The sequence below is a fragment of the Paraburkholderia suaedae genome (assembly GCF_040812055.1).
Lineage (GTDB): Bacteria > Pseudomonadota > Gammaproteobacteria > Burkholderiales > Burkholderiaceae > Paraburkholderia.
The window spans coordinates 24,544-48,041 of the sequence record NZ_JBFOAH010000021.1 but is presented as its reverse complement, the minus strand read 5'-3'; the positions used below and the strand labels follow the sequence as shown (position 1 = coordinate 48,041).

General features: G+C 64.5%; 23 protein-coding genes and 1 pseudogene. 10 read left to right on the top strand and 14 right to left on the bottom strand.

Translation table 11 applies throughout. The annotated features are described in order from the left end of the window. Nucleotides 1–75 precede the first annotated feature (75 nt). Complete coding sequence (locus ABQJ48_RS25290; RefSeq protein ID WP_367840695.1) at nucleotides 76–618, bottom strand: hypothetical protein; 543 nt, start codon at nucleotides 616–618, stop codon at nucleotides 76–78. Nucleotides 619–850: 232 nt separating this feature from the next. After that, a complete protein-coding gene (locus ABQJ48_RS25285) occupies nucleotides 851–1,432 on the bottom strand; it encodes an IMPACT family protein (protein WP_367840694.1) in 582 nt (193 codons plus the stop codon). A 638-nt stretch (nucleotides 1,433–2,070) separates the two neighbouring features. Here ABQJ48_RS25285 and ABQJ48_RS25280 point away from each other — a divergent pair. Beyond that, nucleotides 2,071–2,703 carry a LysE family translocator gene (locus ABQJ48_RS25280; protein ID WP_367840693.1) on the top strand — a complete coding sequence of 211 codons (633 nt, stop codon included), beginning with the start codon at nucleotides 2,071–2,073 and terminating at the stop codon, nucleotides 2,701–2,703. A gap of 223 nt (nucleotides 2,704–2,926) precedes the next feature. Beyond that, nucleotides 2,927–3,583, top strand: coding sequence for a 2-hydroxychromene-2-carboxylate isomerase (locus tag ABQJ48_RS25275; protein WP_367840692.1), 657 nt, complete (start codon nucleotides 2,927–2,929; stop codon nucleotides 3,581–3,583). Nucleotides 3,584–3,602: 19 nt separating this feature from the next. On the opposite strand, the gene ABQJ48_RS25270 is transcribed toward ABQJ48_RS25275, so the two are convergent. From ABQJ48_RS25270 to ABQJ48_RS25260, 3 genes are all read right to left on the bottom strand, one after another. Then, nucleotides 3,603–3,860, bottom strand: coding sequence for a DUF2866 domain-containing protein (locus tag ABQJ48_RS25270; protein WP_367840691.1), 258 nt, complete (start codon nucleotides 3,858–3,860; stop codon nucleotides 3,603–3,605). Nucleotides 3,861–4,304: 444 nt separating this feature from the next. Beyond that, nucleotides 4,305–5,768 carry a catalase gene (locus ABQJ48_RS25265; RefSeq protein WP_367840690.1) on the bottom strand — a complete coding sequence of 488 codons (1,464 nt, stop codon included), beginning with the start codon at nucleotides 5,766–5,768 and terminating at the stop codon, nucleotides 4,305–4,307. A gap of 450 nt (nucleotides 5,769–6,218) precedes the next feature. Further along, nucleotides 6,219–7,760, bottom strand: coding sequence for a methyl-accepting chemotaxis protein (locus tag ABQJ48_RS25260; RefSeq protein WP_367840689.1), 1,542 nt, complete (start codon nucleotides 7,758–7,760; stop codon nucleotides 6,219–6,221). Nucleotides 7,761–8,226: 466 nt separating this feature from the next. Between ABQJ48_RS25260 and ABQJ48_RS25255 the strand changes: the two are divergent. After that, nucleotides 8,227–8,421 (top strand): annotated as a pseudogene (locus tag ABQJ48_RS25255) (phosphoenolpyruvate mutase); the annotation flags it as partial. Nucleotides 8,422–8,502: 81 nt separating this feature from the next. On the opposite strand, the gene ABQJ48_RS25250 reads toward ABQJ48_RS25255, so the two are convergent. From ABQJ48_RS25250 to ABQJ48_RS25225, 6 genes are all read right to left on the bottom strand, one after another. Continuing rightward, nucleotides 8,503–8,655 (bottom strand): hypothetical protein, encoded by a 153-nt coding sequence (locus ABQJ48_RS25250; RefSeq protein WP_367840688.1) that lies wholly within the window; start codon nucleotides 8,653–8,655, stop codon nucleotides 8,503–8,505. A gap of 103 nt (nucleotides 8,656–8,758) precedes the next feature. Then, complete coding sequence (locus ABQJ48_RS25245; RefSeq protein ID WP_367840687.1) at nucleotides 8,759–9,463, bottom strand: PIG-L family deacetylase; 705 nt, start codon at nucleotides 9,461–9,463, stop codon at nucleotides 8,759–8,761. Nucleotides 9,464–9,640: 177 nt separating this feature from the next. Further along, on the bottom strand, nucleotides 9,641–10,228 hold the full coding sequence (locus tag ABQJ48_RS25240) for a nucleotidyltransferase family protein (protein WP_367840686.1): 588 nt from the start codon (nucleotides 10,226–10,228) through the stop codon (nucleotides 9,641–9,643). A 94-nt stretch (nucleotides 10,229–10,322) separates the two neighbouring features. Then, entirely contained in the window at nucleotides 10,323–12,545 is a 2,223-nt protein-coding gene (locus tag ABQJ48_RS25235; RefSeq protein ID WP_367840685.1) for a xanthine dehydrogenase family protein molybdopterin-binding subunit, read from the bottom strand. Beyond that, nucleotides 12,542–13,543 carry an FAD binding domain-containing protein gene (locus ABQJ48_RS25230; RefSeq protein ID WP_367840684.1) on the bottom strand — a complete coding sequence of 334 codons (1,002 nt, stop codon included), beginning with the start codon at nucleotides 13,541–13,543 and terminating at the stop codon, nucleotides 12,542–12,544. The genes ABQJ48_RS25235 and ABQJ48_RS25230 overlap by 4 nt, the downstream gene beginning before the upstream one ends. Before the next feature lie 12 nt (nucleotides 13,544–13,555). Next, nucleotides 13,556–14,353: a 2Fe-2S iron-sulfur cluster-binding protein gene (locus tag ABQJ48_RS25225; RefSeq protein WP_367840683.1), complete on the bottom strand. Its 798-nt coding sequence runs from the start codon at nucleotides 14,351–14,353 to the stop codon at nucleotides 13,556–13,558. Nucleotides 14,354–14,506: 153 nt separating this feature from the next. Between ABQJ48_RS25225 and ABQJ48_RS25220 the strand changes: the two genes are divergently transcribed. The 3 genes from ABQJ48_RS25220 (at nucleotide 14,507) to ABQJ48_RS25210 (ending at nucleotide 17,835) form a co-directional block, all read left to right on the top strand. After that, nucleotides 14,507–16,642 carry a D-(-)-3-hydroxybutyrate oligomer hydrolase gene (locus ABQJ48_RS25220; protein WP_473094180.1) on the top strand — a complete coding sequence of 712 codons (2,136 nt, stop codon included), beginning with the start codon at nucleotides 14,507–14,509 and terminating at the stop codon, nucleotides 16,640–16,642. Nucleotides 16,643–16,783: 141 nt separating this feature from the next. Continuing rightward, nucleotides 16,784–17,002 carry a hypothetical protein gene (locus ABQJ48_RS25215; RefSeq protein WP_367840682.1) on the top strand — a complete coding sequence of 73 codons (219 nt, stop codon included), beginning with the start codon at nucleotides 16,784–16,786 and terminating at the stop codon, nucleotides 17,000–17,002. Nucleotides 17,003–17,025: 23 nt separating this feature from the next. Beyond that, a complete protein-coding gene (locus tag ABQJ48_RS25210; protein WP_367840681.1) occupies nucleotides 17,026–17,835 on the top strand; it encodes an exodeoxyribonuclease III in 810 nt (269 codons plus the stop codon). 144 nt (nucleotides 17,836–17,979) lie between these two features. Here ABQJ48_RS25210 and ABQJ48_RS25205 read toward each other — a convergent pair whose 3' ends face one another. The 3 genes from ABQJ48_RS25205 to ABQJ48_RS25195 all read right to left on the bottom strand — a co-directional run bounded on the left by ABQJ48_RS25205 (nucleotide 17,980) and on the right by ABQJ48_RS25195 (nucleotide 20,072). Then, on the bottom strand, nucleotides 17,980–18,255 hold the full coding sequence (locus ABQJ48_RS25205; protein WP_367840680.1) for a CsbD family protein: 276 nt from the start codon (nucleotides 18,253–18,255) through the stop codon (nucleotides 17,980–17,982). 183 nt (nucleotides 18,256–18,438) lie between these two features. Beyond that, entirely contained in the window at nucleotides 18,439–19,122 is a 684-nt protein-coding gene (locus ABQJ48_RS25200; protein WP_367840679.1) for a Pr6Pr family membrane protein, read from the bottom strand. 92 nt (nucleotides 19,123–19,214) lie between these two features. Next, nucleotides 19,215–20,072 (bottom strand): polysaccharide deacetylase family protein, encoded by an 858-nt coding sequence (locus tag ABQJ48_RS25195; protein ID WP_367840678.1) that lies wholly within the window; start codon nucleotides 20,070–20,072, stop codon nucleotides 19,215–19,217. Between the two features lie 290 nt (nucleotides 20,073–20,362). Here ABQJ48_RS25195 and ABQJ48_RS25190 point away from each other — a divergent pair, with 290 nt between their 5' ends. The 4 genes from ABQJ48_RS25190 to ABQJ48_RS25175 all read left to right on the top strand — a co-directional run bounded on the left by ABQJ48_RS25190 (nucleotide 20,363) and on the right by ABQJ48_RS25175 (nucleotide 23,265). Then, the gene (locus ABQJ48_RS25190; RefSeq protein ID WP_367840677.1) at nucleotides 20,363–21,127 is read left to right on the top strand and encodes an SDR family oxidoreductase; all 765 of its coding nucleotides are present in this window, start codon (nucleotides 20,363–20,365) and stop codon (nucleotides 21,125–21,127) included. A 216-nt stretch (nucleotides 21,128–21,343) separates the two neighbouring features. Further along, nucleotides 21,344–21,547: an oxidoreductase-like domain-containing protein gene (locus ABQJ48_RS25185; RefSeq protein ID WP_367840676.1), complete on the top strand. Its 204-nt coding sequence runs from the start codon at nucleotides 21,344–21,346 to the stop codon at nucleotides 21,545–21,547. 51 nt (nucleotides 21,548–21,598) lie between these two features. Further along, nucleotides 21,599–22,468: an NAD-dependent protein deacetylase gene (locus ABQJ48_RS25180; RefSeq protein ID WP_367840675.1), complete on the top strand. Its 870-nt coding sequence runs from the start codon at nucleotides 21,599–21,601 to the stop codon at nucleotides 22,466–22,468. A 164-nt stretch (nucleotides 22,469–22,632) separates the two neighbouring features. After that, entirely contained in the window at nucleotides 22,633–23,265 is a 633-nt protein-coding gene (locus tag ABQJ48_RS25175) for a DUF938 domain-containing protein (protein WP_367840674.1), read from the top strand. Nucleotides 23,266–23,498: the final 233 nt, after the last annotated feature.

The window sequence follows — 23,498 nt, the reverse complement described above, 5'->3', positions numbered from 1 at the left end:
GTGTAACCGGATTGTAGCGGAGCCGGCCGGCTGGAATGTCACTGGTTCCAACGCAGGTGCGTTTTGCAGACGGGTTCAGTTCACGGCTTTGACGAACCCGGGATCGCGGATCAACGCATCGACGCTCAGCTTCACCGTATCCTGAATCGCGATCATGTTATTGGTGAATTTGGGCGACTTCTGTTTGACTGTCTTCGTGGTCGAGAATACGACCGTGCGAGTCGCCGTATCGACGACCACATAGCGCATCTTCAACGTCCAGAATGCCGGAGAGCGCGTATCGTCGACGCTGAAGGCTTCGATGGTGCCGCTGAGCACACGCTTGCCTTCGTCGAGGTGAAAGCCCGCAATCTGCAAGCTGCGCGCCACGCTGTCGCGCACCGTACCGGCGACATCCGCCTTGAGGACGACGCCGGTCATCGCGGTGTTCTCGATGCGATTCGGCGAAATTCGTCCGCTGCGCGCGGGCATGTAGGCGAACTCGTGAGTCGGGGCTACGCTGAGCCAGCCGGTAGGATGGGCGCTCGCGCGCGGGGCGCTGCCGTTCAGGCCGAACCACGACCATGAGCATGCGGAAAGCAGCAACGGCAATGCGACGGCACCGCAACCCGTTCGCACGGTGGAAATCAACGGCGAGCGCGCGGCGCAGGTCGAGCGCGGTGAAGCCGCGCCCGGTTGCGGCGACTCAGGCGCTGTGCTGGAGAAAGCGGCAGTCGAAGTCAGAGGCTTGGCCTTTTCAGTGGAGTCAACTCTGTAAAGAACAGCATGGTAACAGCGAGCCGGGCTCATGGGCGTGCTGACGGGACACGCGTTGCATGCCCGAGGCGTTCCCAACGGATTCGCCGGTTCCTCAAGGGAATCCCGCGTTGCCTTGCGTGATATCGACCAGCGTTCGCCGCGCATCGTCGAGCGCGTTGACGGGCAACCGGATCGTCATCTTCACCAGCATGGCATAAGCGCTATCCACGAGCGCATAGCCGTGCGCGTCTATCCATCGGCGGACTTTGGCCTCCTCGGCATAGCTCACTTCCACGCTCAACGAAACTTGAGCAATCCTTTCTATTCGCGAAGCGTCCAGCAAAGCGGATGCGATGGCATCGGTGTAAGCGCGCACCAGACCACCGGCACCCAGCTTCACGCCGCCGTAATAACGCACGACAGCGGCCAGCACGCCATCCAGATCGTGATGCCGCAGGACTTCGAGAATCGGCCGGCCGGCGGTGCCGGATGGTTCGCCGTCGTCGGACATGCCGGACTGGCCGCCGGCGAGCAGCGCCCAGCATACATGCGTCGCCGCCGGATGTTCACCGCGTAGCCGGCGCAACTCGGCCATTGCGGCATCGCGATCGGCCACAGGTATTGCGAAGGCGATAAAGCGGCTCTTGCGGATTTCGAGTTCTTTGCTGCATGACGTGGAAATGGTGTAACTCATGTTTGATTTGCGCAATGAACCTGTAAAGGCGCGGTCTGCGTCTGCGCACCGGTTGCAGCGAGCCACCCGGTCAGGTCGCCAGGGTCCGAGCCGCGCCTCGACATTTCGGGAAACAGCACCGGGGCGAGGGCGGCCATCTTCGGCCCCGCAATCGAAATATCGGGCAGCAATGTATTTTCGCAATCGTATGGAGAGATGGTTTTTTGATTATATAGGCATGTCAATGGCCGCTAGTGTCCAGACGCCTGGCTGCGCCCCACGCTAACCCGATGGGCGAGTTCCGCGCGCGTGTCTAGATTCATTTTGCACACCTCCGTAACTTGAAAAGCAATGCGGCGGGCGATGTTCATAAGAACTCGCATCGCTCGGCCGACGGCTGCGGTGCCGCTCGGCTTCTGGGGCGGCCTGAATCACATGCCGCCACTTGGCGGCGTGCTGGTGCACGGATAGGCGGCGAGCATTCTCGGACGCCGGTCTTGCCAGCATACCGTTTTCGACTATCACCGATATCGCGCAGAAGCGGACCGGAAGTGTCGCCACGTCGCCGGTTCGGGACGGCGACCACTCGGCTATTCGTCTACAATTGCCGGCAGAACGCGCGACTCCATTGAGTTCAGCGCGTCGATACAGGAGGCGACATGCTTGACCTATCTACGTTGGCGACTTTCGTTGCGGTCGTGTTTGGCCTTTTTCTGATTCCGGGCCCCGCCGTATTGCTTGTTTTGACGCGCACGGTACACGGCGGACGTAAGGCCGGCATTCTCACGGGTCTGGGCATTGCCGCCGGCGATTTCATGCACACGCTGGGCGCGGCCGTCGGCCTCTCGGCGCTGCTGATGACCTCCGCGCTCGCGTTCAACGCGGTGAAATTGGTCGGCGCTGCCTATCTGGTGTATCTGGGCGTTCGCGCACTGCGTGAGAAAAAGTCGGCGAACAGCCCGCACATGCCGGCGGTCGCGCCGGTATCTGCTGCGAAAGCGTTCTTTCAGGCGATTCCCGCCGAACTGTTGAATCCGAAGACCGCACTGTTCTTTCTCGCCTTTCTGCCGCAATTCGTGCGTCCGGAGCACGGTTCCACGTTTGTGCAGTTCATCACGCTGGGTTTGATCTTCGTCGGCATGAGCGCGCTTTACACGACGCTGCTGGTATTGACCATCGGCCCACTGGGGAAACTCGTCAAGCGCTTGACGTGGCTGACCCGCTGGCAAAACAAGATCATCGGCGTGCTGTTCATTTCGCTTGGCCTGCGCGTGGCTTCGCAAACACGTTAGCGGCTGGCTGCGCAATCCAGCCGCGTGGGCAGCGCTAAAGATGAGATTGCGGTGATAAAAGACGCATGGCGGTCGGTATGCCGTGCCGATGCTTCACGGCGTGATCGGCTGCCGGGCGCACGGGCAGCCCATAGCATTAACGTGCCGCGCGACCGTTGAGCAGAGGCGCAGCGCATCGGCGGCGGCGAATGGTCGCAGACCGTACATGATCTGGAGGCGATTCATGATCGTCAAAGCGTCATCAACTGAAAACACCTCGGCACCATTAGCCGAACTCGAGTTCTGGTTCGACTTCGGCAGCAACTACAGTTACCTCAGCGTGATGCGCATCGACGCGCGGGCGCAGTCGTATGGCGTGCGGATTCTATGGCGCCCATTCCTGCTGGGCCCCGTGTTCCGCGACCTGGGCTTCGACGATTCGCCATTCGTGTTGCAAAAGAAAAAGGGCGCCTACGTATGGAAAGACATGGAACGCCAATGCCGCAAATACGGTCTGGCACTCACGCGTCCCACGGTCTTTCCACGAGCTGCGCTGCTCGCGATGCGCGTGGCGCTGCTGGGCGCGGAGCAGCCATGGATGGGCGCGTACTGCCGCAAGATCATGCAACTGAATTTCGTCGACGACCGCGACATCGGTTCAGCGGATGTGGTCGAAGAAGCGCTCGACGATGTGGGCTTGCCCGCCCAGCAGATCATCGCCGACGCGCAAAGCGAAGCGAACAAGCTGCGCCTGCGCGAGCAGACCAGCATGGCCGCGGCTAAGGGGATCTTTGGCGCGCCGACGTTTTTTGTCGGCGGTGAAATGTTCTGGGGCGACGACCGGCTGGACGATGCGCTGGAGTATTGCGCTTCGGCCGCATTGCGCGGCGAGCGCAAGTAGTGAGCCGGATGCGGAAAAGTTACTCGTCGCCGTGCTGGCAGAAACGGCGGCCGGGCACATGGGAGACGACGGCCTGAGCGATTTCGAGCGGTGTGCTTTCCGCGGGGACGACCCGGCGGCTCGATTCGGGAGTGTGCTTCATGGTCCATTCGACCAGCCGGTATGAGCGTCCCCAAGGCGGCTGCAGCGGGTCAGAGATCTTGCAAGAGTGAATCTGGCGAACCCAATCGTTGTCGGGCATAGCGCGCAGATGCTCGAATACCGTGTCTTCAACCATGATTTGACTCCTTCTTGACGGGCGCGCAGTTCGTCTTTCGACGTATTGTCGATACCCGTTAAAAAAAGCCGCCGATGTTCTGGCGGCCCAACAGGGGATGGTGCGCCATGGTTGCAGGGAACAATTAAGCGAAACTTAAGAAGCGGTGAAGGGGCAAGGCGGTGCGCAGCGATCGGTCTCTTATAAAGACGTCGGCGGATTGGCGGTCATGACAACCGCAGGCGCAAAAGCCATGGTCGCACTGCTATCGAGGCGTTGGTGAAAGCGTGCAGCGACGAAGCGCACACTTGGGCTTGGCCGCTGATTGACCAAGCGATATCGCCGGAAAATCGAAAGGTTGCCGGTCGCGCAACCGACCGGCAACACACATTGCCACGCCTCAAAGCGGCGACGTCGCGCAGTGGTTCAAGGCAGTGGCCGAAGCCAGTGGCTCGAACCGATCGCTCAAGGCAACGCAGTTTCCGAAACGGGCGGCGTTTTGCCGAGCGCCTTCTTCACGCCCTCCGCGTAACCTGGGTCGATCTTTTCGAACAGCGCCAATTGCCGTTCGACGATCTCCTTCGACACCCCGGCCATCGCCGCGGCGATATTGTCGTACAGGCGCTCGCGTTGCGCCGCGTCGAAGAGCTTGTATAGCGCACGGGGATGGCTAAAGTAGTCGTCGTCGTCACGATGGTTGTAGCGCTGGATCGTGCCTTCAACCTTCAGCGGCGGCTCGTTGACCGATGCGTCCTGCGGGAATGCCCCGAACCGGTTCGGCTCGTAGTTTGGCGTGGCGCCGAGATTGCCGTCCGTGCGCATGCCGCCGTCGCGATGATAGGTGTTCACATTCGGCGTGCGCGGCGCATTCACCGGGATCTGATGATGGTTGATGCCGAGCCGGTAGCGGTGCGCGTCGCCATACGAGAACAGGCGCCCCTGCAACAGACGGTCCGGCGAGAAGCCGATGCCCGGCACGATATTGGCGGGCGTAAACGCGGCCTGCTCGACGTCGGCGAAATAATTGTCCGGATTCCTGTTCAATTCCAGCACCCCGACGTCGATCAGCGGGTAGTCTTTATGCGACCACACTTTGGTGATGTCGAACGGGTTTTCCTGGCGCGCATACGCTTCGGCTTCGGGCATGACCTGTATGCAGAAGCGCCACTGCGGGAAGTTCTTCTTTTCGATCTGTTCGAACAGATCGCGCTGCGCGCTTTCGCGGTCACGGCCAATGAGTTGGGTGGCCTCGGCGTTCGTATAGTTTTCGATGCCCTGTTTGGACTTGAAGTGCAACTTGACGTAGAAGCGCTCGTTCTGCGCATTGATCAGCGAGAACGTGTGTGAGCCGAAACCGTGCATCTGCCGATAGTTCTTCGGAATGCCGCGGTCGCTCATCAGGATGGTGACCTGGTGCAGCGATTCAGGGTTGCGCGACCAGAAGTCCCACACCATGTTGGCGTCGCGCAGATTGTTCTTCGGATCGCGCTTTTGCGTATGAATGAAGTCCGGGAATTTCAGCGGATCGCGGATAAAAAACACCGGGGTGTTGTTGCCGACGACATCCCAGTTGCCTTCCTCGGTGTAGAACTTGATCGAGAAGCCGCGCACGTCGCGCTCCGCGTCGGCTGCGCCGCGTTCGCCCGCGACCGTGGAAAAGCGCAGAAATAGCGGCGTGACCTTGCCGACTTCGAAGACCTTGGCTTTGCTGTAACGGGTGATGTCGTGCGTGATGGTGAGCGTGCCGAATGCACCGGAGCCCTTGGCATGAACGCGCCGCTCGGGAATGACTTCACGGTCGAAGTGAGCGAGTTTCTCGATCAGCCAGAAGTCCTGCAGCGTGATCGGGCCGCGCGGGCCGACGGTTTCCGAATTCTGGTTGTCACCGACCGGTGCACCGGCCGCGGTCGTCAAAGTGTGATTCATCATGGCGTTTCCTTAGCTTGCTTGCGGGGGAGGAGCATGAATCGCGACCGTCGCGATCCATGCCGAGGTTCGCGCGGACGGCCAGATCATCCAGCGCGACATGCAGTCTAGCAAGGGTTACCGCCTATTGTTCAGTCGAGAGTTGTTAACTGTCCCGAAGCGACCTGAGCGATGCACGGCACATGCGAGACCTTTCGAGGCGGCTAAGCGTGCTTCAGAACGCTGCGCACGCATAAAACCGCGTGGGGGAGACCGACTCCGGCTTGACCTGTGACCAGCATGAACGCTGGCCAGGCGCCCGCCCCACAATGAGAAAAGCCGCGCGGACCTGGAAAGATCCGCGCGGCTGACTCGTTCCATCAATCCGTCGACTCGAACGGGGCCTGTCACAGAGCCGCTCGTTGCCCGTCCAGCGTTGTCTTTGACTGCTGCTCCAAGGCCCCGCCTGGCAACTCAAGCCGGCAACGCGAAGCTCGAAATCGCCTCGCGCAGCACAGCGACCTGGTCCTTGAGCGAATGCGCCGCGGCCGCGGCCTGTTCGACGAGCGCCGCGTTTTGCTGCGTCACCTGATCCATTTCGCCCACCGCGCGATTGACCTGCTCGATGCCCGCGCTTTGCTCGCGCGAAGCGCTGCTGATCTCTTCGAGAATCTCGTTCACACGACGCACGGACTGCACGATCTCGCCCATCGTCGACCCCGCGTTGGCGACCAGCGACGCGCCGGTGTCGACGGTATGGGTCGAGGTTTCGATCAACGCCTTGATCTCCTTGGCCGCCGTCGCCGAGCGCTGCGCGAGGCTGCGCACTTCGGCGGCGACCACTGCGAAGCCGCGTCCCTGTTCGCCGGCGCGGGCAGCTTCGACCGCGGCGTTGAGCGCAAGAATGTTGGTCTGAAACGCAATGCCGTCGATCACGCCGATGATGTCCCCGATCTGCCGCGAGCTGGCGGTGATTTCGCCCATCGTTCGCACCACGTCGTCGACCACGCGGCTGCCGCGCGTGGCGACGTCCGCGGCCTGGCCGGCGAGTTGCGCGGCCTGCATCGCACTGTCCGCGTTCTGCTTCACGTTGACGGTCATCTGGTCCATGCTCGACGCCGTTTCGACGAGCGCCGCCGCCTGTTGCTCGGTGCGCTGCGAGAGGTCGGTATTGCCGGCGGCGATTTCGGTCGCGCCCGTGTTGATGTTCTCGGTGCCCAGGCGCACGCGCGACACTGTGTCGACAAGACCGGCCTGCATGATCTGCAGCGCATGCAGCAGGCTGGCGCTGTCGTGCGGCGCGCCCGGCACGCGGGTGGCGAGATTGCCCTGCGCCATCAGTTTCGCGTGTTCGACGGCAACTTCGAGATCGCCGCCGAGCGAGCGGCGAATGCTGCGCAGCACGAGCAGCATGACGGCCGTGGCAATGGCGCCGAGCGTCACCGTGATCGCGAGCCAGCGCCACAGGTTCGCGTAGAACGCGCTTTGCACGTCGTCCATGTACATGCCGGTCACGATGTACCAGTCCCACGGTGCGAAATGCGCGGCGTAGCTGGTCTTCGCCACCGGCTGGTCGCTGCCGGGCTTCGCCCACAAATAATCGACGAAACCGCCGCCCTCGTGATTGCCCGCGTTGACGATATCGGCGAACAGATGGTTGCCCGCCGGGTCGGCAAACTGTGCGAGGTTCTTGCCCACGAGTTCGTGCTTGAACGGGTGCATCAGCATGACCGGCTGCGAATCGTTGACCGAGATATAGCCGTCCTTGCCATAACGCATCGCCGCGAGCGTGTCGAGCGCCTGCTTCTTCGCGTCGGCTTCCGGGAGCGTGTGCTGCTGGGCCAGCGCGTAATAGCGGGCAGCGATGTGATTGCCCTGGTCGACCAGCGCGGTCAATTGATCACGGCGGTCCGAGATCATCGACGCACGGTTTTGCCATGCGCCGAAGCCGCCGATCAGAATCAGGCCGGTCCACAGAACCGCAATCATGGAAGCCAGTTTTTTGTTCAGAGTCATGGCAGTCAGATGAGTTTTTGCAAGGTGTTCGGTCGGTGCCGGGTGCGCTTTTGGCGCGTGGCGCGTTGCTCACCCTGTTTACGGCGACTCTGCGGTCGTTCCGCAGGCAGGGGAAACCCGCTGTTTCTTGCCGGCTATTAGTCTGTTCAATAGTTTATCGTCGCGTTTGCGAACGGATTTTTATTGCTTCACGGAAAATCGATTTGTCCGAATGTGAATCGCTGATTCCGGTCTCCGGATAACCGGGAATGCTGGAGAATCGATACGGCTGTTTAATAATCGATATACGGACGCGGCTCTCGCCTGAATCAACTGTTTAAAACGACGTAGGCCCATAACAGCAGGAGGCTCGTCAATACGCCACAAAACGCCAATCAACTGCAAAGCCGTGCGCATAGGGTGGGATGCAAGAAACAGCACATTTCTCCACTGAATGGCAACACCAAAAGCAGCGTCCGTGAAAAGCTCGGCGGCCGACGACCGCGGGCTGTTCGGCAACAGGACCGTGCTGCGTCATGTGTCGAGCGGGCAGGAGGCGTCGGCGGCAATTGTGTCTGAAGCGCCGCAGGGCCGCTGGGTGGGTCTTTTGAAGGTGCGCGAGACGGGCCGCGAACGTTTCCACGCCGCGGATATCGACCGTTTGCTGCAGGGCTTCAGCGACCTGATGCGTTGATCGATTCCTGCGCCGTTTCAGCCGGCAAACGCCGCGCGGCGGGCCTTGGCCGCGCGGCTCCAAGCCCGCTCACACGGGGTCTTTGTCCGGCGGTCCATCGGGCCGCTGCGGCTCCTCGACGTGATGTCCCGGCGACGGCGGCACTAGCGGGTCGGCCTCCGGATCGCGGTTCGGATCGGCGTGAGGGTCGGGAATCGGACTGGTATGCATGTCGTAGCTCATCGCATCCCCTGTAGGTGAACTGCGCCTCGTGCGGGCGATGCCGCTCGAACCCGGCGCAGGCAATTGCACTTCTAGCGTAGGCGTTTGCGCCGCGCTTCGCCGCTTACTTTTTCGCGCGACGGCCCACGCTCAGTTGCCAGTACCGCTCGGCGGCAAAGATGTCGTCGTAGTTGCCCGCGCCGACCGCGCGCAACTGGCTGGCATAGGCATTCACCGCTTCACGCTTGAGTTGCGCGCGGCGCTGAACGTCGATCGTATGGCCCGCGCTCGGACTGGCCGGCGTCGCCACGATGCCGCGCTGCGCGAGATCGGCGAGCCGCGCCTGCACTGCGCCGGGCGTGCGCCGGTGGATCGCTTCCTCATAGCAGAACCATTCCAGGTGCGAGAGCCGCGGCAGGATTTCGCAGCAGGCTTCGAAGACGCGCGCGTGGTCGTCGTGATGCAGGCCGAGCGGCATCAGCAGCGTGTTGGCGGTGGTGCGATAAATCGTTTCCTCGAGCGCCGCCGCCATCTTGCTGATCGACGGCGAATCGGCGTACTGGCTGTCGCGAAATGGCATGCGTAGCGGAATCGCGTCGAGCATCTCGAGCGCGCGGCTGTCCTCCAGCGTGCGCTCGTGAACCGCCTCGCGGGCGCTCGCGAACCCTGCTTTGGCGTCCCACTGGGTATGCATGTCGTGCTCCGGCGGCGCGGCGAACACCGTGCACACCGCCGCATCGGGATGCGCAGCGAGCAACGCGCCGCAACTGAATACGGCGTCGTCGAAATGGGGGGAGACGATGAACAGGCGTGGGCTGGTTTCGCTCATGGGCGTGTCCGTAGTCGATGCGTGGCGCGCTGGTGCGACGCGTCCGCTCGTGACAGAAAATATGGCGTCCACTCAGCTTAGGCGCAATCGGCCGGAATTGCGCGCGGGTGTGGCATGCGCAAGGCGCGTGCCTGGCCCGCGTGTCATTGCTGTGCTCACTGTCTTGCAGATTCGCCGCTATACCGCGCGCAGATCTTCGGGCGTATCCACATCGCGCAAAATTCCCGCGTCGAGGACATCGATTCGCGTCACGCGTTGCGAGATCAGCAGCGACTTCGCGCCGCTGTCGCCATCGAGCGCGAGCAATGCGTCGCGATGCTCGATGCCGAAACCGACCGGATGTCCGCGCTCGCCCTCGTAAAACGGCGCGACTAGCGAGGCGCCCTCGTCGAGGGTGCGCGCCACCGCTTCGATCGTCGTCGTGGCGATGCGCGGCATGTCCGCGAGCGCGACGATCCAGCCTGCGGCGTCGTCGCTCGCGTCGACGCCGGCGGCGAGGCTGGCGCCCATGCCGCGCGTGGCGCCGGCGGCGAACACCACGTCGCAACCGGCGTCGTTCAACAGACGCGCGAGCGCGTCCGAGCCCGGCCGTACTACGGCCACCACACGCGTGACCACCTGCAGCAGCCGATGCGCTGACTCATGTGCGACCGGCGTGCCGTCGGGCATCCGCGCGAGCAGCTTGTTGTGCTGGCCTTGCGGATCGAAGCGAGATCCGAAGCCGGCGGCGAGCAACACGCCAGTAGCGAGCGAGGCGTAGGGCATGGGGGCACCGATGCTGAGCAATGAGCCAGATTGTGCGATGCAACGCCGGCTCAGGCAAGCGTCTCGTGCCCGCGTCTCAGGCAAGGGCAAATGCTCAGGACATCGTCCCTCCCATCACCTTATCCAGGGTAATCGGCAGATCGCGCACCCTAACCCCGGTTGCGTGATACACCGCGTTCGCAATCGCCGCCGGCACCCCGGTAATCCCGATCTCCCCGATTCCCCGCACGCCCAGCGAGTTGATATACGGATCCGGCCGATCGAGAAACGTGATATCGAGCGATGCGATATCCGCATTCACCGGCACGTGATATTCCGCCAGGTTCGCGTTCGTGAAGCGTCCATAACGGGTATCGAGCGTGCTCTCTTCCTGCAGCGCCGCCCCGACGCCCCACACGATGCCGCCCATCAACTGGCTGCGCGCGGTCTTCTGGTTGAGCACGCGCCCCACGTCATACACGGCCACCACACGCGGCACCCGGATCGTGCCAAGGTCAGCGTCGACATGCACCTCGACGAACACGGCGCCGAACGAATGAAACGAGTATGTGTGTTTCTCGCTGCCGGGCTCCACGGTCGAAGTCGCCTCGATTGGCTGACCTCCCGAGCGCGCGATGATCGCCGCGGCCGGGTCGCGCTTGCCCGGTTGCGTTCGGCTCACCACCCAGCCGTTATCCACGGTGATGTCGTCGAGCGCGAGGCCGTGCACCGGCGAAGCGGGATCGGCGAGCGCCAGCGCGATCAACCGGCTGCGCGCCTGGCTGGCCGCATCGCGCACCGCCGGCGACACGCTCGCGGCCGACTGCGATCCGCCCGACCCCGGCGCGCGCGGCAGTGTCGAATCGCCGAGCGCGAAGTGGATTTTCTCCGGCGGGAAGCCGAGCGCGTCGGCGGCCACCTGGGTCATCACCGTGTAGGTGCCGGTGCCGATGTCCTGGGTGCCCGACGCGACCATCGCGGTGCCGTCCGGCAGAATCCGCGCGATGGCCGAGGCTTCGCTGCGATTGGCCGGATACGTGACGGTCGCCATCCCCATGCCGATCAGCGTGTTGCCGTCGCGCATCGAACGTGGCGCGGCAGGCCGCCGCGCCCAGCCGAATTTCTGTGCGCCGATCTGATAGCACTCACGCAGCGACTTGCCTGACCACGGCTTGTTTTCCTGCGGGTCGAACTCGGCGTAATTTTTCAGACGCAGCGCGAGCGGGTCCATGTTCAATGCAGCGGCGAGCTCGTCCATCGCCGATTCGAGCGCGAACGAGCCGGTGGTTTCGCCCGGCGCGCGCATGTAGGTCGGCGTGCCGAGATTGAGCGGCACGAGCCGGTGCGTGGTCACCTGATTGGGCACCGCGTACAGCATGCGCGTGACCATGCAGCACGTCTCGGTCCAGTCCTCGATCATGGACGTATTGGAGAAGCTGTCATGACGCATTGCCGTCAGCGTGCCGTCATGGCGCGCGGCGATCGTGAAGTGCTGCTCGGTATGCGGGCGCGCGCCGACCGGACCGAACATCTGCGGCCGTTCGAGCACGAGCCGCACCGGACGCCCGGTCTGCTTCGCCGCCATCGCGCACAGCGACACATGCGACCACGACGAGCCCTTGCAGCCAAAGCCGCCGCCGAGGAAGGGCGAAATCACGCGCACGTCGCCGGGTGCAATGCCGAAGACCTTGGCGACCGCCTGCGCCGCATTGCTGACACCCTGCGTCGAATCGTAGAGCGTGAGGTGCGGGCCGTCCCAGCGCGCCATCGTGGCGTGCGGCTCCATCGGGTTGTGATGTTCGATCGGCGTGGTGTAGGTTGCGCTCACATGGACCGCGCCGTTTTGCAGGCCGTCCTCGAAGCTGCCGCGCTGCGTGTCGGTTTGCCGGCCTTGCGGCTTGTCCGGCGCGTGCGCGTTCGGTTTGGCCTGCGCGAAGTCCACGGTCGCCGCGCCGCGCTGATAGACCACGCGCAACCGATGCGCAGCATCGGTTGCATGTTCGAGCGTGTCGGCGACCACCACCGCGATCGGCTCGTTGTTGTAGTGAACCTGGTTGTCCTGCAGCAGCGACAACCGTCTGCCGGCCGGCGGCGCGAGCGCGGGCTTGCCGCCGTTCGGCAGGCGCGGCGCGTTCTGATACGTCATCACCAGCAGCACGCCGGGCACGGTTTGCGCGCGGCTCGCGTCGATCGAGGCAATCGTGCCGCGCGCAATCGTGCTCGTGACGAGCACCGCATGCGCGAGACGCGCTTCGGGGAATTCAGCGGCATAGCGCGCTTCGCCGGTGACTTTGAGCAGACCGTCCACGCGGTCGACGGGTTGACCGATCAGGTTCATGCCACACCTCCCGCGCGTGCGGCCGCCTGGTTGACCGCGCGAACGATCGCGCGTTGCGCGAGCTGCACCTTGAAGCGATTCTCGTGCTGCGGCCTTGCGTCGTTCAACGCGGCGGCGGCGGCTTCGCTCAGTGTTGCCTGCGTGAGCGGCTGTCCGTCGAGCATCTGTTCCGCAGCGCTCGCGCGCCACGGCTTGTGCGCCACGCCGCCAAGCGCAATGCGCGCGGTCTGCACGCGCTCGCCGTCCATCCGCAACGCGGCGGCCACCGACACCAGCGCAAATGCGTAACTGGCGCGGTCACGGATTTTCAGGTAATGCGAGTGATCGCTAAAGAGCGGCGGCGGCAGATCGACCGCGGTGATCAGTTCGCCGGGCTGCAAGGTGGTATCGACATCGGGCCGGTCGGCGGGCAGGCGGTGGAAGTCGGCGAACGCGATAGTGCGCTCGCCGGCGGGGCCGCTCACGCGCACCACGGCATCGAGCGCGGCGAGTGCGACGCTCATATCCGACGGATTCACCGCGATGCATTGCGCACTGGCGCCGAGAATCGCGTGCATGCGGTTGCGGCCGTCGAGCGCCGCGCAGCCGCTACCCGGTATGCGCTTGTTGCACTGCGTGAAGGCGGTGTCGTAGAAGTAACCGCAGCGCGTGCGTTGCAGCAGATTGCCGCCGACCGTCGCCATGTTGCGCAATTGCGCCGACGCGCCCGCCAGCAGCGCTTGCGACAGCAACGGGTATTGCTCGCGCACCAGCGCGTGGTTCGCCGCATCGCTGTTGCGCACCAGCGCGCCGATGCGCAGCCCACCGTTCGGCAGCGTGCTGACGGTGTCCAGTCCGTTGATATGCGTGATGTCGATGAGCCTCACCGGCCGCGCCACACCGCCCTTCATCAGATCGAGCAGATTGGTGCCGCCGCCGATGAAGACGGTACCCGGTTGCTGCGCCGCGCGCACTGCACCAGCGATGTCGCCGGCGCGTTCGTAGAAGATCGCATCCATGTTCGTCGCTCCTTACGCGGCGCCGTGGCCGGTGCGGCCAATGCGAGGTTCATCGCCACGTTTGTCGGCTACCGCACCGACAGCGGTCGCGTCATGCATGCCGCTGGCGTTGCCGATCTGGCTGCTACCGTCATGCGCGGCGCGAACCGCGGCCACGATGTTCGCGTATGCGCCGCAGCGACAAATGTTGCCGCTCATCCGTTCGCGGATCTCATCGTCGGAAAGTTGCGCGGGACGGGCACGCACATCGGCTGTCACGGTGCTCGCCGCGCCGTTGCGGAATTCGTTGAGCATCGCCGTCGCGGAACACAACTGGCCCGGCGTACAGTAGCCGCACTGAAACGCGTCATGCTCGATGAACGCGCGTTGCATCGGGCTCAATGCGTCGTTCGTTGCGAGGCCTTCCACGGTGGTGATCTGCTCGCCTTCGTGCATGACCGCCAGCGTCAGACACGAGTTGATGCGGCGGCCGTCGGCAAGCACGGTGCAGGCGCCGCATTGGCCGCGGTCGCAGCCTTTTTTCGTGCCCATCAGGCCCGCGTATTCGCGCAGCGCGTCGAGCAAGGTCACGCGGGGTTCCAGTTGCAGCGTGTAAGCGCGGCCATTGATGGTCAGCGTGACCGGACGCGGCGGCACGGTCTGGCTCGTCGGCGCCGGGGGCGCGGCTGGGGTTTGCCCCTGGGCACGCAGATGCGGCGCCGCGCCGACGGTTGCCGCTGCAGCGGCGGATTGCAGGAAGCGTCGGCGCGAGGGTTGCTGTGGGAGGGCAGCTTCGTCCTCCGGATCCTGACATTCGTTATGTGTAGACATGACGATCTGTTGACTCCAATGAAAGGTCGATGCAGGCTAGCGATGCATCGGTATCCGAAGCGTCGCGTTCAGCAAACTTAACGCAGAAATGCGCGTGATGTGCATGCCGTTGCACATACAACAAACAGTTTAATAATAATGGAGGCAGGAAACATGACATCAGCCATCAGAGTCTGGCCGGCTGCGCGCATCGCTTACGGGATGGCGTGGCCACTACGTACTGTGGCGACAGTGACGGCGGCGGCAATCGTGCTGAGTGCCTGCGGCGGCAATGACGACACGTTGAACCCGCCGCCGAGCAACGTGCTGCCCGCTTTTGTCCAAAGCACGGTGACCATGCGGTCCTACGACGGTAACAGCGACGACCTGCTGACCGCCGGCCTCGGCAAAACCGGCCTTGCGTCGGCCACCGCGCCCGCCATTGCCAATCCCGCCCAGCCCAGCGCCGCGGAGCTGCGGCGGCTCGCGATCTGGTCGAACTATCGCGCGCTCGTCGACATGAGCGCGAACGGCGGCTATGGACGCTTCTGGGGCCCCAATGTCGACCTGAACGGTAACGACACGTTGGGCGAGGGCAAGATCGCGGGCAAGGAATACCTCGCGTTCGCCGACGACGGTAGCGGCACGCAAAACGTCAGCCTGCTGGTGCAGATTCCGGCAAGCTTCAATCCGGATCAGCCATGCATCGTCACCGCGACATCGTCCGGCTCGCGCGGCGTGTACGGCGCGATTTCCGCGGCCGGCGAGTGGGGCCTCAAGCGCGGTTGCGCGGTTGCGTACACCGACAAGGGCACCGGCAACGGCGCGCACGAACTGTCGACCAATCGCGTCACGCTGATCGACGGCACCTTGCAGGATGCGTCAGCCGCCGGCAAGGCGAGTCTCTTCACCGCGAACCTGAGCGGCAGCGCGCTCGCGTCCTTCAATAACCAGTTCCCGAATCGCTACGCGTTCAAGCACGCGCACTCGCAGCAGAATCCGGAGCAGGACTGGGGCAAGAATACGCTGCAGGCCATCCAGTTCGCGTATTGGGCGCTCAACGATTCGTACGGCGCTTTGAACGGTTCGACGCGCACCGTGCGTTATACGAGCGGCAAGATCACCACCATCGCGGCGTCGGTGAGCAATGGCGGTGGGGCGTCGCTTGCGGCGGCGGAACAGGATACGTCCGGGTTGATTACCGCGGTGGTCGTCGGCGAGCCGCAGATCAATTTGCGGCTTCCGGCTCAGGTGTCGGTGGCTCAGGGCGGCGTGCCGGTCGGCGCGTTCGGCAAACCGCTTGCCGACTACACGACGCTCGCAAACCTGCTGCAACCGTGCGCCGCGCTCGCGCCCGCCGCAACCGGTGCGCCGTATCTGACTGCGTTGCCATTGGCGACCACCACCGCGCTACGCACCGCACGATGCGCGTCGCTCGCGGCGAGCGGGGTGATCGCAGGAGCGGACGTGACGACCCAGGCGACAAACGCGCTCGCGCTGTTGCACCAGAACGGCTACCAGACCGACTCGGACGTCCTGCAAGCGCCGATGTGGGACTCGCAAGCCGTGCCTGCGGTCGCCGTCACCTATGCGAACGCGTATGCGCGCGCAAGTGTCGCCGACAATCTGTGCAATTTCAGCTTCGGCACCACCAGTGCGACCGGTGCGGCCGGCGTGGCGCCGGCCGTCTCGCCGATGCTCACCGTGTTCGGCAACGGCAATGGCGTGCCGCCGACCAACGGCATCAATCTGGTCTATAACGCGGGTACGTCCGGCGCGGCGGATCATCGGCTGGCGACTGCCGATGCCAGTTTCACGGGGGCCGCCTGCCTGCGCTCACTATGGACGAGCGGCAAGCTGAACGCCAGCGTCGACGCGATTCGCGTGAACGCGAACCTGCACGGCAAGCCGACCATCATCGTGCAGGGCCGCGCGGATGCGCTGGTGCCGATCAACCACGCATCGCGGCCGTATCTCGGCATGAATCAGGTGGTCGAGGGTGGCGCGAGCCAGCTGTCGCTTTACGAAGTGACGAACGGGCAGCACTTCGACGCGTTTCTCAGCGTCGCCGGCTTCGATACGCGCTTCGTGCCGCTGCATTACTACAATCTGCAGGCGCTCAATCTGATGTGGAGCCACTTGAAGAGCGGCACGCCGCTGCCGCCGTCGCAGGTGATTCACACGACACCGCGCGGTGGCACGCCTGGCGCCGCGCCCGCGCTGACTACCGCGGATTTGCCGGCGATCGCGGCGAGTCCGGGGAGCAATGCGATCACGGTGACCAATGGCGCGGTGAATGTGCCCAATTGAGGGGCGCTAGTCGGCGGTGAAGATACGCGCACGCGGGTTGGCGGGCGTGCGCGTGTCCGCGTCTTGCCGCGCTTCGTTGCGCGGCACCAGGTATGAGCCCTGCTAGCGCGCAACGGACACAGCGCGTTCACAGGAGAGCCCATGCAGTTCGATTACCGGCATTTCCATATCGATTGCCGCGCGCGCCATGCGGACGACGGCCTCTACTACGCGAGAGCGAAAATCGTCCGCGCGTCGCAACATGACAAGCACCCGCAGTCGCACGATTCCGGCGACATCGATTCCTTTGCGAACGAAGCCAATGCCATTTCGTGCGCGAAGTCCTGGGCGATGGAGTGGTGCGACGCCGCCGCGGAGTAAGCCGTCTGACAGGAGCACAGATCGTGGCGAAGCTTCGGATTGCGACCTTCAACATCAACGGTATTCGCTCGCGCTTGCCGGCGCTGCTGCAATGGCTCGCGCGCGAAGCGCCGGACATCGTCTGCCTGCAGGAACTGAAGGCGATGGATAGCGCCTTTCCGGTGGCGCAGTTGCGCGACGCGGGCTATGGATCGATCTGGCATGGTCAGAGCGCGTGGAACGGCGTGGCGATTCTGGCCAAGGGCGAGACCCCGCTCGAGAACCGTCGCGGCTTGCCCGGCTTCGAGCAGGACACGCACAGCCGTTATCTCGAGGCGGCGGTGGGCGGTGTGCTGGTCGCGAGTCTGTATCTGCCGAACGGCAATCCGCAGCCGGGTCCGAAATTCGACTACAAGCTCGCCTGGTTCGATCACCTGATCGCGCATGCAGCGAAGCTCTTCACAAGCGGCCATCCCGTGGTGCTGGCGGGCGATTTCAATGTCGTGCCTACGGACGAGGATATCTACAACCCGCGTTCATGGCTCAAGGATGCACTGTTGCAGCCCGAGAGTCGCGAGCGCTATCGGCTGCTGCTGGCGCAAGGCTGGACCGACGCGCTGCGAACGCATTTCGGCGACGAGCGGGTCTACACCTTCTGGGATTATTTCCGCCGCCATTGGGACACGAATTCGGGCTTGCGGATCGACCACCTGCTGCTGAGCGCGGACCTCGCGCCGCGTCTGCGCGACGCGGGCGTCGACCGCTGGGTGCGGGGCGAACCGCACGCAAGCGATCACGCGCCGACCTGGGTGGAACTGGACATGAGCCCGGCACGCCGGAAGAAAAACAGCTAGCAGCCACGTTCGCGCAACATGGCGCGCGACGCGGCGAGGCAGCCGCGCCGATGGAAAACGGGCGACCCCCTCAGCGCATCGCCCGCCGGTCTGTTCGTTCAATCCCCGTCATTGAACTGCGTTGGCGCGGCCGCATCCGACCTGCTACCGCCGATAATCGCGATCCGCCCCGCCATGTGACCACAGCGCACCAGCGATAAATCCAACCAGGGCGACCACCGCCATGGTGGTAAAAGGACTTTCGACCGTCGTGTCGCGCACGAGGCTGGTCGTGCTCGCGCACAGCTGCTGCGCTTTGCCGCTGAGTTCTTTCGCCTTGCCCGCCAGTTGCGCGCCGGTGTCGCCGAGTGCCTCGCCAACAGCGTCTTGAACCTTGCCCGCGACTTGCTTGACCGTGCCTTCCGCTGAATTGGTGTCCATACGAATTTGCTCCCGTTGTCATATTTACGTGTGAGCGCGCTGCGGTACAACGCCGCCACACCCAGGTCACGCAGCGTCTCGCATGGCGAGATCCCGCGTCCACACACCTCGCGCAAGAACCGCGCCCGTATGCCAACAGGTTTGGACCCACGGAAAAAACGTCGGTAGGCCCGCGTCAGACCGTCAGCGCCGGCGCCGGAAATTGATGCCGACGAACACCGCCATCAGCATCAGAAAGCCGCCGAACAGCAGCGCGGAGTTGATCATCACGTGCCTGAGGCCGAGCGTGCCGACGTTGATGAACGGATAAGGGTAAAAGTCGGACAGGCTGCCGCGCCAGAACGTGACGCCCAGGTACGTCAGTGGATAGATCAGCCATAGCAGACAGTGACGCAAGCTCAAATGAAAACGCGGCACGAACAGCACCCAATAGAGTGTGACCAGCATCGGCAGCACGCTGTGCAGCGATTCGGTGAGCAGCCGCCTGAGCGGTGCCGGCGACCACCAGCCGCGCAGCAACAGGTTATACGCCAGCCCGACAAAAACCATGTACACGACCACCGCGGTGACGACAGCGGGCTGCCGGAAAAAACGCGGCAGCGGCGAGCGCTGCTTGCGCAGCGCCACGCAAGTAAAGCAGATCGCGCAGGCCAGCACCGTGAGGTTGGTCAGATAGCTGCTCATGCGAGCGAGTCCGTCGAGCACGCTCAAACCGCGGGCCAGCGTGCGATCGATCGTGACATCGGCCTGCGCGGCGAGCGAAATCCAGGCGATGACGGCGATGACCGCCGCCAGCGTCACCGACGATACACTGGGCGTATGCAGCGGCAGCTCCGGCTCCCGCTGCTGAGGAAGGCTAGGGCGCATGCGCACGATTCTATCCACACCTCATACGGTTTGCAGCGGGTTGCATGCTGTGCAATGCGGACTCGATGAGATGGTGGCTTTTCCTTCCTGAGTCACGCATCGAGCCTCGCTTCGCGCAGCGTCACGAAACGCAACTGCCGCGCGCGAGCCGCCTCGATCACCCGCGGCAGCACCGCGACGATCATCGGCTTTCCATCGACCGTCCGCGCCGCATTGCCGTCGTGCAACAGCAGAATGTCGCGCGCCGCGAGCCCGTCGAGCAGCCGTCGCGCGACCACCTCGGGATCGCGCTCGCGGGTATCGTAGCCGCGGCGCGTCCATGCCGCGAGCCGCAGGTCGAGCTTGCGCAACACCGGTTCGAGAAAGAGATTGCGCAGCCCCGCGGGCGCGCGGAAGAACATCGGCCGCTCGCCGCTTAGCTGTTCGAGCGTGCGTTGGGCGGCATCGATTTCACGGGTGAGCCCGCGAGGCATCGTCACCGAAAACGTATGCACGTGAAGCTGCGAATGGTTTTCGAGCGCATGGCCGCGTGCCACGATTGCGCGCGCGAGCGCGGGATGGCGCGCCACGTTAGCGCCGATGCAAAAGAAAGTGGCCCGCACGCCCAGGCGGTCGAGCAGGTCGAGCACCTGTGGCGTGACCACGGGGTCGGGCCCGTCGTCGATGGTCAGCGCGATGGCGTCCGCGTTGCGTGTGCCGGCGGGCAGGCGCGTCCAGTTCGGCCCCAGCAGCGAGGTGCGCGGCAACAGGCCGGCCACCGTGAACATCGCATGATTCGCGAAGATCGCCGCCAGCCACCAGGGCCATGCGGCGGGCGCGAGCAGCCAGCCGGCCAGCACCAGGACGTGCCATGCGGCGGTCGCGGGGAGTATCGCCGGATAGCGGGTTGGCGGCCAACGGCGCGGCGGCGCGGGCTGGGCGCGAGGCGTCGTGGTGAAGAGTTCGTTCATCGGGCGTGCTTGCTGTCGGCGGTCCGTCGTCGCGGGAAGGTCGTGAATCGCGCGTGATGCGCAGCAGCCGCGAAAGATACCACCGATGCGCGCCGCGACCGAGCGCGAGCAGCAATCGTTGCAAATGCAAGCGCGCTGAAAGTCGCCGCGACACCATCGGCAACCCACCCGTGGATTTGTGATCGACCGTCCGCTGTTGTATGGTGCTACAGCTAACCGGGGCGGGTGTGCATGCGGGGCCAACGGGCCGGCATGAGCGGCCGCAGCGGGTCAACCAACAGGAGAGGGCAGTGACGGGAACGAAAACGGGAAAGGTTGCGCTGGTGACGGGCGCGGGCAGCGGCATCGGGCGCGCATGCGCGCTGACACTGCTGAAGCACGGATACGACGTCGTGCTGGCCGGGCGTCGCCAGGCGGCGCTCGACGCGGTGGTTCAGCAGGCCCAGGGTCTCGCGGGGGCCGCGCTGGCCGTCGCGTGCGACGTGACGGACGCAGCCAGCGTCGCCGCGCTGTTCGATAGGGTCCGCGAGCGCTTCGGCCGGCTCGACGTGCTGTTCAACAACGCGGGGCGTGGCGGCTCGCCGGTCGACATCGATCAACTCGATATCGACGAATGGCGCGCCGTGGTCGACACGAATCTCACCGGCGTGTTCCTGTGCACGCGCGCGGCCTTCGGGATGATGAAAACGCAAAGCCCGCGCGGCGGCCGCGTGATCAACAACGGCTCGATCTCGGCGCATGCGCCGCGGCCCAACAGCATCGCCTATACGGCCACCAAGCATGCGATCACCGGCCTTACCAAAGCGGTGTCGCTCGACGGCCGCAAGTACGACATCGTGTGCGGACAGATCGATATCGGCAATGCGGAAACGGAAATGGCCGCGCGGATGGCGCGCGGGGTGCCGCAGGCCAATGGCGAAATCGCGGCCGAGCCGCTGATGGATGTCCAGCACGTCGCCGACGCAGTGCTCTATATGGCCGGCCTGCCGCTGTCGGCGAACGTGCAGTTCATGACCATCATGGCGAGCAAAATGCCGTTCGTCGGGCGAGGTTAGCCGGCGCTTCGGTGCGCTGGGACGCACGGGCGCACGGGCGGAGAGGCGTGGTACACGCGGTAGGTGCGGTGCACGCGGTACAAGCGTCACTCAGGTCACGCAGGTCGCGCGCGGCACGCCCGCAGCACGGTGCGCCGCCAGCGCGGCACGCCCGCTGCAGGGTGCGCCCGATCAACTTATACTGACCGCTTCCCGCCTTGATACACGCGATTCGCCGTGCCCCGAGCCCGACCCAGCGACGACCCGCAGCCGCAGCCGCCCGTGCGGCCCGAGCTGGAGGACTGCTGTCATAGCGGCTGCGATCCCTGCATCTTCGATCTTTACGACGAAGCGCTCGAGCGTTATCGGACCGCGCTCGCCGAGTGGCAGGCCCGTCACCCGGCGCACGAGCGGCGCAGCAACCCGCGCGCGCGTCGTTGAACGAGGTTGCCGCTTTTACGTTCAGACCGTAGCCTTCATTGCCTGCCCGTCATGACCGACCTTCTGTCCGAGCCTGTCAACTCTTTGTCTGGATCACATTCGCTCGATGAACTGCATCGCTTCGTGCAGCGCTATCCGCGTCTGTTCGTGCTGACCGGCGCGGGTATCAGCACCGACTCCGGCATCCCCGGTTACCGCGACGACAACGGCGCATGGAAGCGCTCGCCCCCGATCACGTTGCAGGAGTTTCTCGGCACGCTCGCGATGCGTCAGCGCTACTGGGCCCGCAGCATGGTCGGCTGGCCGATGGTCGCGCACGCGCAGCCGAACGCCGCGCACGCGGCACTCGCCAGGCTAGAAGCCGCGGGCCATGCACCGACGCTGGTGACGCAGAACGTCGACGGCTTGCATCAGAGGGCCGGCAGCAGGACGGTGATCGAATTGCATGGCGGCATAGGTGGCGTGACGTGTCTGGATTGCGGAATGGAGCATGCGCGCGCATCGATTCAGGCGACGCTGGAGGCGAACAATCCCGCGCTGCTCGAGGCGAGCGCCGAAGCCGCCGCCGATGGCGACGCGCACCTGGAGTGGCACGATCTGGGCGGCTTTCGCATTCCGTCGTGTTCGAACTGCGGCGGCATGTTGAAGCCGGCTGTGGTGTTCTTCGGCGAAAGCGTGCCGAAGGCGCGCGTCGAAGCGGCCTCGCATGCGCTCGACGCAGCGGACGCGGTGCTAGTGGTCGGTTCGTCGCTGATGGTTTATTCCGGTTATCGCTTTTGCGTATGGGCGCACCAGCAGGCAAAGCCGATCGCCGCAATCAATTTGGGGCGCACGCGTGCCGATCCCTTGCTGTCACTGAAAATCACCATGCCGTGCGCCGACACGCTGAGCGCACTGGCCCGGCGCCTCGCGCCCCATTGAACGATGTATCGACGAACCGGTGGCGCGCACGTCGAGCGATCGGCGCTGCCGAGCGCGGGTGAAAGACATCGGCGCTTCGACGGCGCCGGGTTCGACGCCGCCACGAACGACTGCGAACGCGCGGAGCGCATTCGCACGACCCTGTACTGACACGGAAGCTCGATATGACAGATTTCCCTCCGGCGCTGCGGCAACGTTCGCCTTCCGCGGAACGCAATCGCGAACCCATCCTCGCCGTGCTGCGCCAGGTGTTGCCCGCCACCGGCCGCGTGCTCGAAATCGCGAGCGGCACCGGCCAGCACGCAATGTGCTTCGCCGGCGCGCTGCCCGGACTGGACTGGCAACCGAGCGATGCGGACGCCGACGCGCGTGCGTCGATTGCCGCGTGGCGCGCGCACGGCGGCCTGCCCAACGTGCGCGCGCCGCTAGCGCTCGACGTGCATCAGGCGGACTGGGGCGTCGATTCGCTCGACGCGGTGGTCTGCATCAACATGATTCACATTTCGCCGTGGAGCGCGGCGGAGGCGCTGTTCGCCGGCGCAAGCCGTCGTCTCACCGATGGCGGTGTACTGTATCTGTATGGTCCGTACAAGCGCGGCGGCGCCCATACGTCGCCGAGCAACGACGCGTTCGATCAGCAGTTGCGCAGCCGTGACCCGGCATGGGGCGTGCGCGACATGGAAGCAGTCGTCGCGCTCGGTGCGTCGGTCGGGTTGAAGTGCGACGAGCCGATCGCGATGCCGGCCAACAATTTCAGCCTCGTGTTCAGGAAACACGGGAGCGCCGTGCAGGGCTGACGGACAAGCTACAGACGGGCTGACGGACGCACTAAAAGACGGGCTGACAGACGGTTTTGCGGGCGTTCTTGCGGACGCAAGCCGGCATATTGCGTGAGTCGCCGCTCACCTGCAGCGAGCAACGCAACGCGCCATGACGCACCCGACTAAACGACGTGGCCTGACCCGCAGGCAGCGAACCCGGCGCCCGCTGCCCGCCAGCGAGCGGTCAGCGCGCATTTCTTTTATTCTTT

Bases quoted from the DNA above. Each gene is read 5' to 3' on its own strand.
- ABQJ48_RS25285 (WP_367840694.1), bottom strand. From the start codon at position 1,432: ATGAGTTACACCATTTCCACGTCATGCAGCAAAGAACTCGAAATCCGC.
- ABQJ48_RS25280 (WP_367840693.1), top strand. From the start codon at position 2,071: ATGCTTGACCTATCTACGTTGGCGACTTTCGTTGCGGTCGTGTTTGGC.
- ABQJ48_RS25275 (WP_367840692.1), top strand. From the start codon at position 2,927: ATGATCGTCAAAGCGTCATCAACTGAAAACACCTCGGCACCATTAGCC.
- ABQJ48_RS25270 (WP_367840691.1), bottom strand. From the start codon at position 3,860: ATGGTTGAAGACACGGTATTCGAGCATCTGCGCGCTATGCCCGACAAC.
- ABQJ48_RS25265 (WP_367840690.1), bottom strand. From the start codon at position 5,768: ATGATGAATCACACTTTGACGACCGCGGCCGGTGCACCGGTCGGTGAC.
- ABQJ48_RS25260 (WP_367840689.1), bottom strand. From the start codon at position 7,760: ATGACTCTGAACAAAAAACTGGCTTCCATGATTGCGGTTCTGTGGACC.
- ABQJ48_RS25250 (WP_367840688.1), bottom strand. From the start codon at position 8,655: ATGAGCTACGACATGCATACCAGTCCGATTCCCGACCCTCACGCCGAT.
- ABQJ48_RS25245 (WP_367840687.1), bottom strand. From the start codon at position 9,463: ATGAGCGAAACCAGCCCACGCCTGTTCATCGTCTCCCCCCATTTCGAC.
- ABQJ48_RS25240 (WP_367840686.1), bottom strand. From the start codon at position 10,228: ATGCCCTACGCCTCGCTCGCTACTGGCGTGTTGCTCGCCGCCGGCTTC.
- ABQJ48_RS25235 (WP_367840685.1), bottom strand. From the start codon at position 12,545: ATGAACCTGATCGGTCAACCCGTCGACCGCGTGGACGGTCTGCTCAAA.
- ABQJ48_RS25230 (WP_367840684.1), bottom strand. From the start codon at position 13,543: ATGGATGCGATCTTCTACGAACGCGCCGGCGACATCGCTGGTGCAGTG.
- ABQJ48_RS25225 (WP_367840683.1), bottom strand. From the start codon at position 14,353: ATGTCTACACATAACGAATGTCAGGATCCGGAGGACGAAGCTGCCCTC.
- ABQJ48_RS25220 (WP_473094180.1), top strand. From the start codon at position 14,507: ATGACATCAGCCATCAGAGTCTGGCCGGCTGCGCGCATCGCTTACGGG.
- ABQJ48_RS25215 (WP_367840682.1), top strand. From the start codon at position 16,784: ATGCAGTTCGATTACCGGCATTTCCATATCGATTGCCGCGCGCGCCAT.
- ABQJ48_RS25205 (WP_367840680.1), bottom strand. From the start codon at position 18,255: ATGGACACCAATTCAGCGGAAGGCACGGTCAAGCAAGTCGCGGGCAAG.
- ABQJ48_RS25200 (WP_367840679.1), bottom strand. From the start codon at position 19,122: ATGCGCCCTAGCCTTCCTCAGCAGCGGGAGCCGGAGCTGCCGCTGCAT.
- ABQJ48_RS25195 (WP_367840678.1), bottom strand. From the start codon at position 20,072: ATGAACGAACTCTTCACCACGACGCCTCGCGCCCAGCCCGCGCCGCCG.
- ABQJ48_RS25180 (WP_367840675.1), top strand. From the start codon at position 21,599: ATGACCGACCTTCTGTCCGAGCCTGTCAACTCTTTGTCTGGATCACAT.
- ABQJ48_RS25175 (WP_367840674.1), top strand. From the start codon at position 22,633: ATGACAGATTTCCCTCCGGCGCTGCGGCAACGTTCGCCTTCCGCGGAA.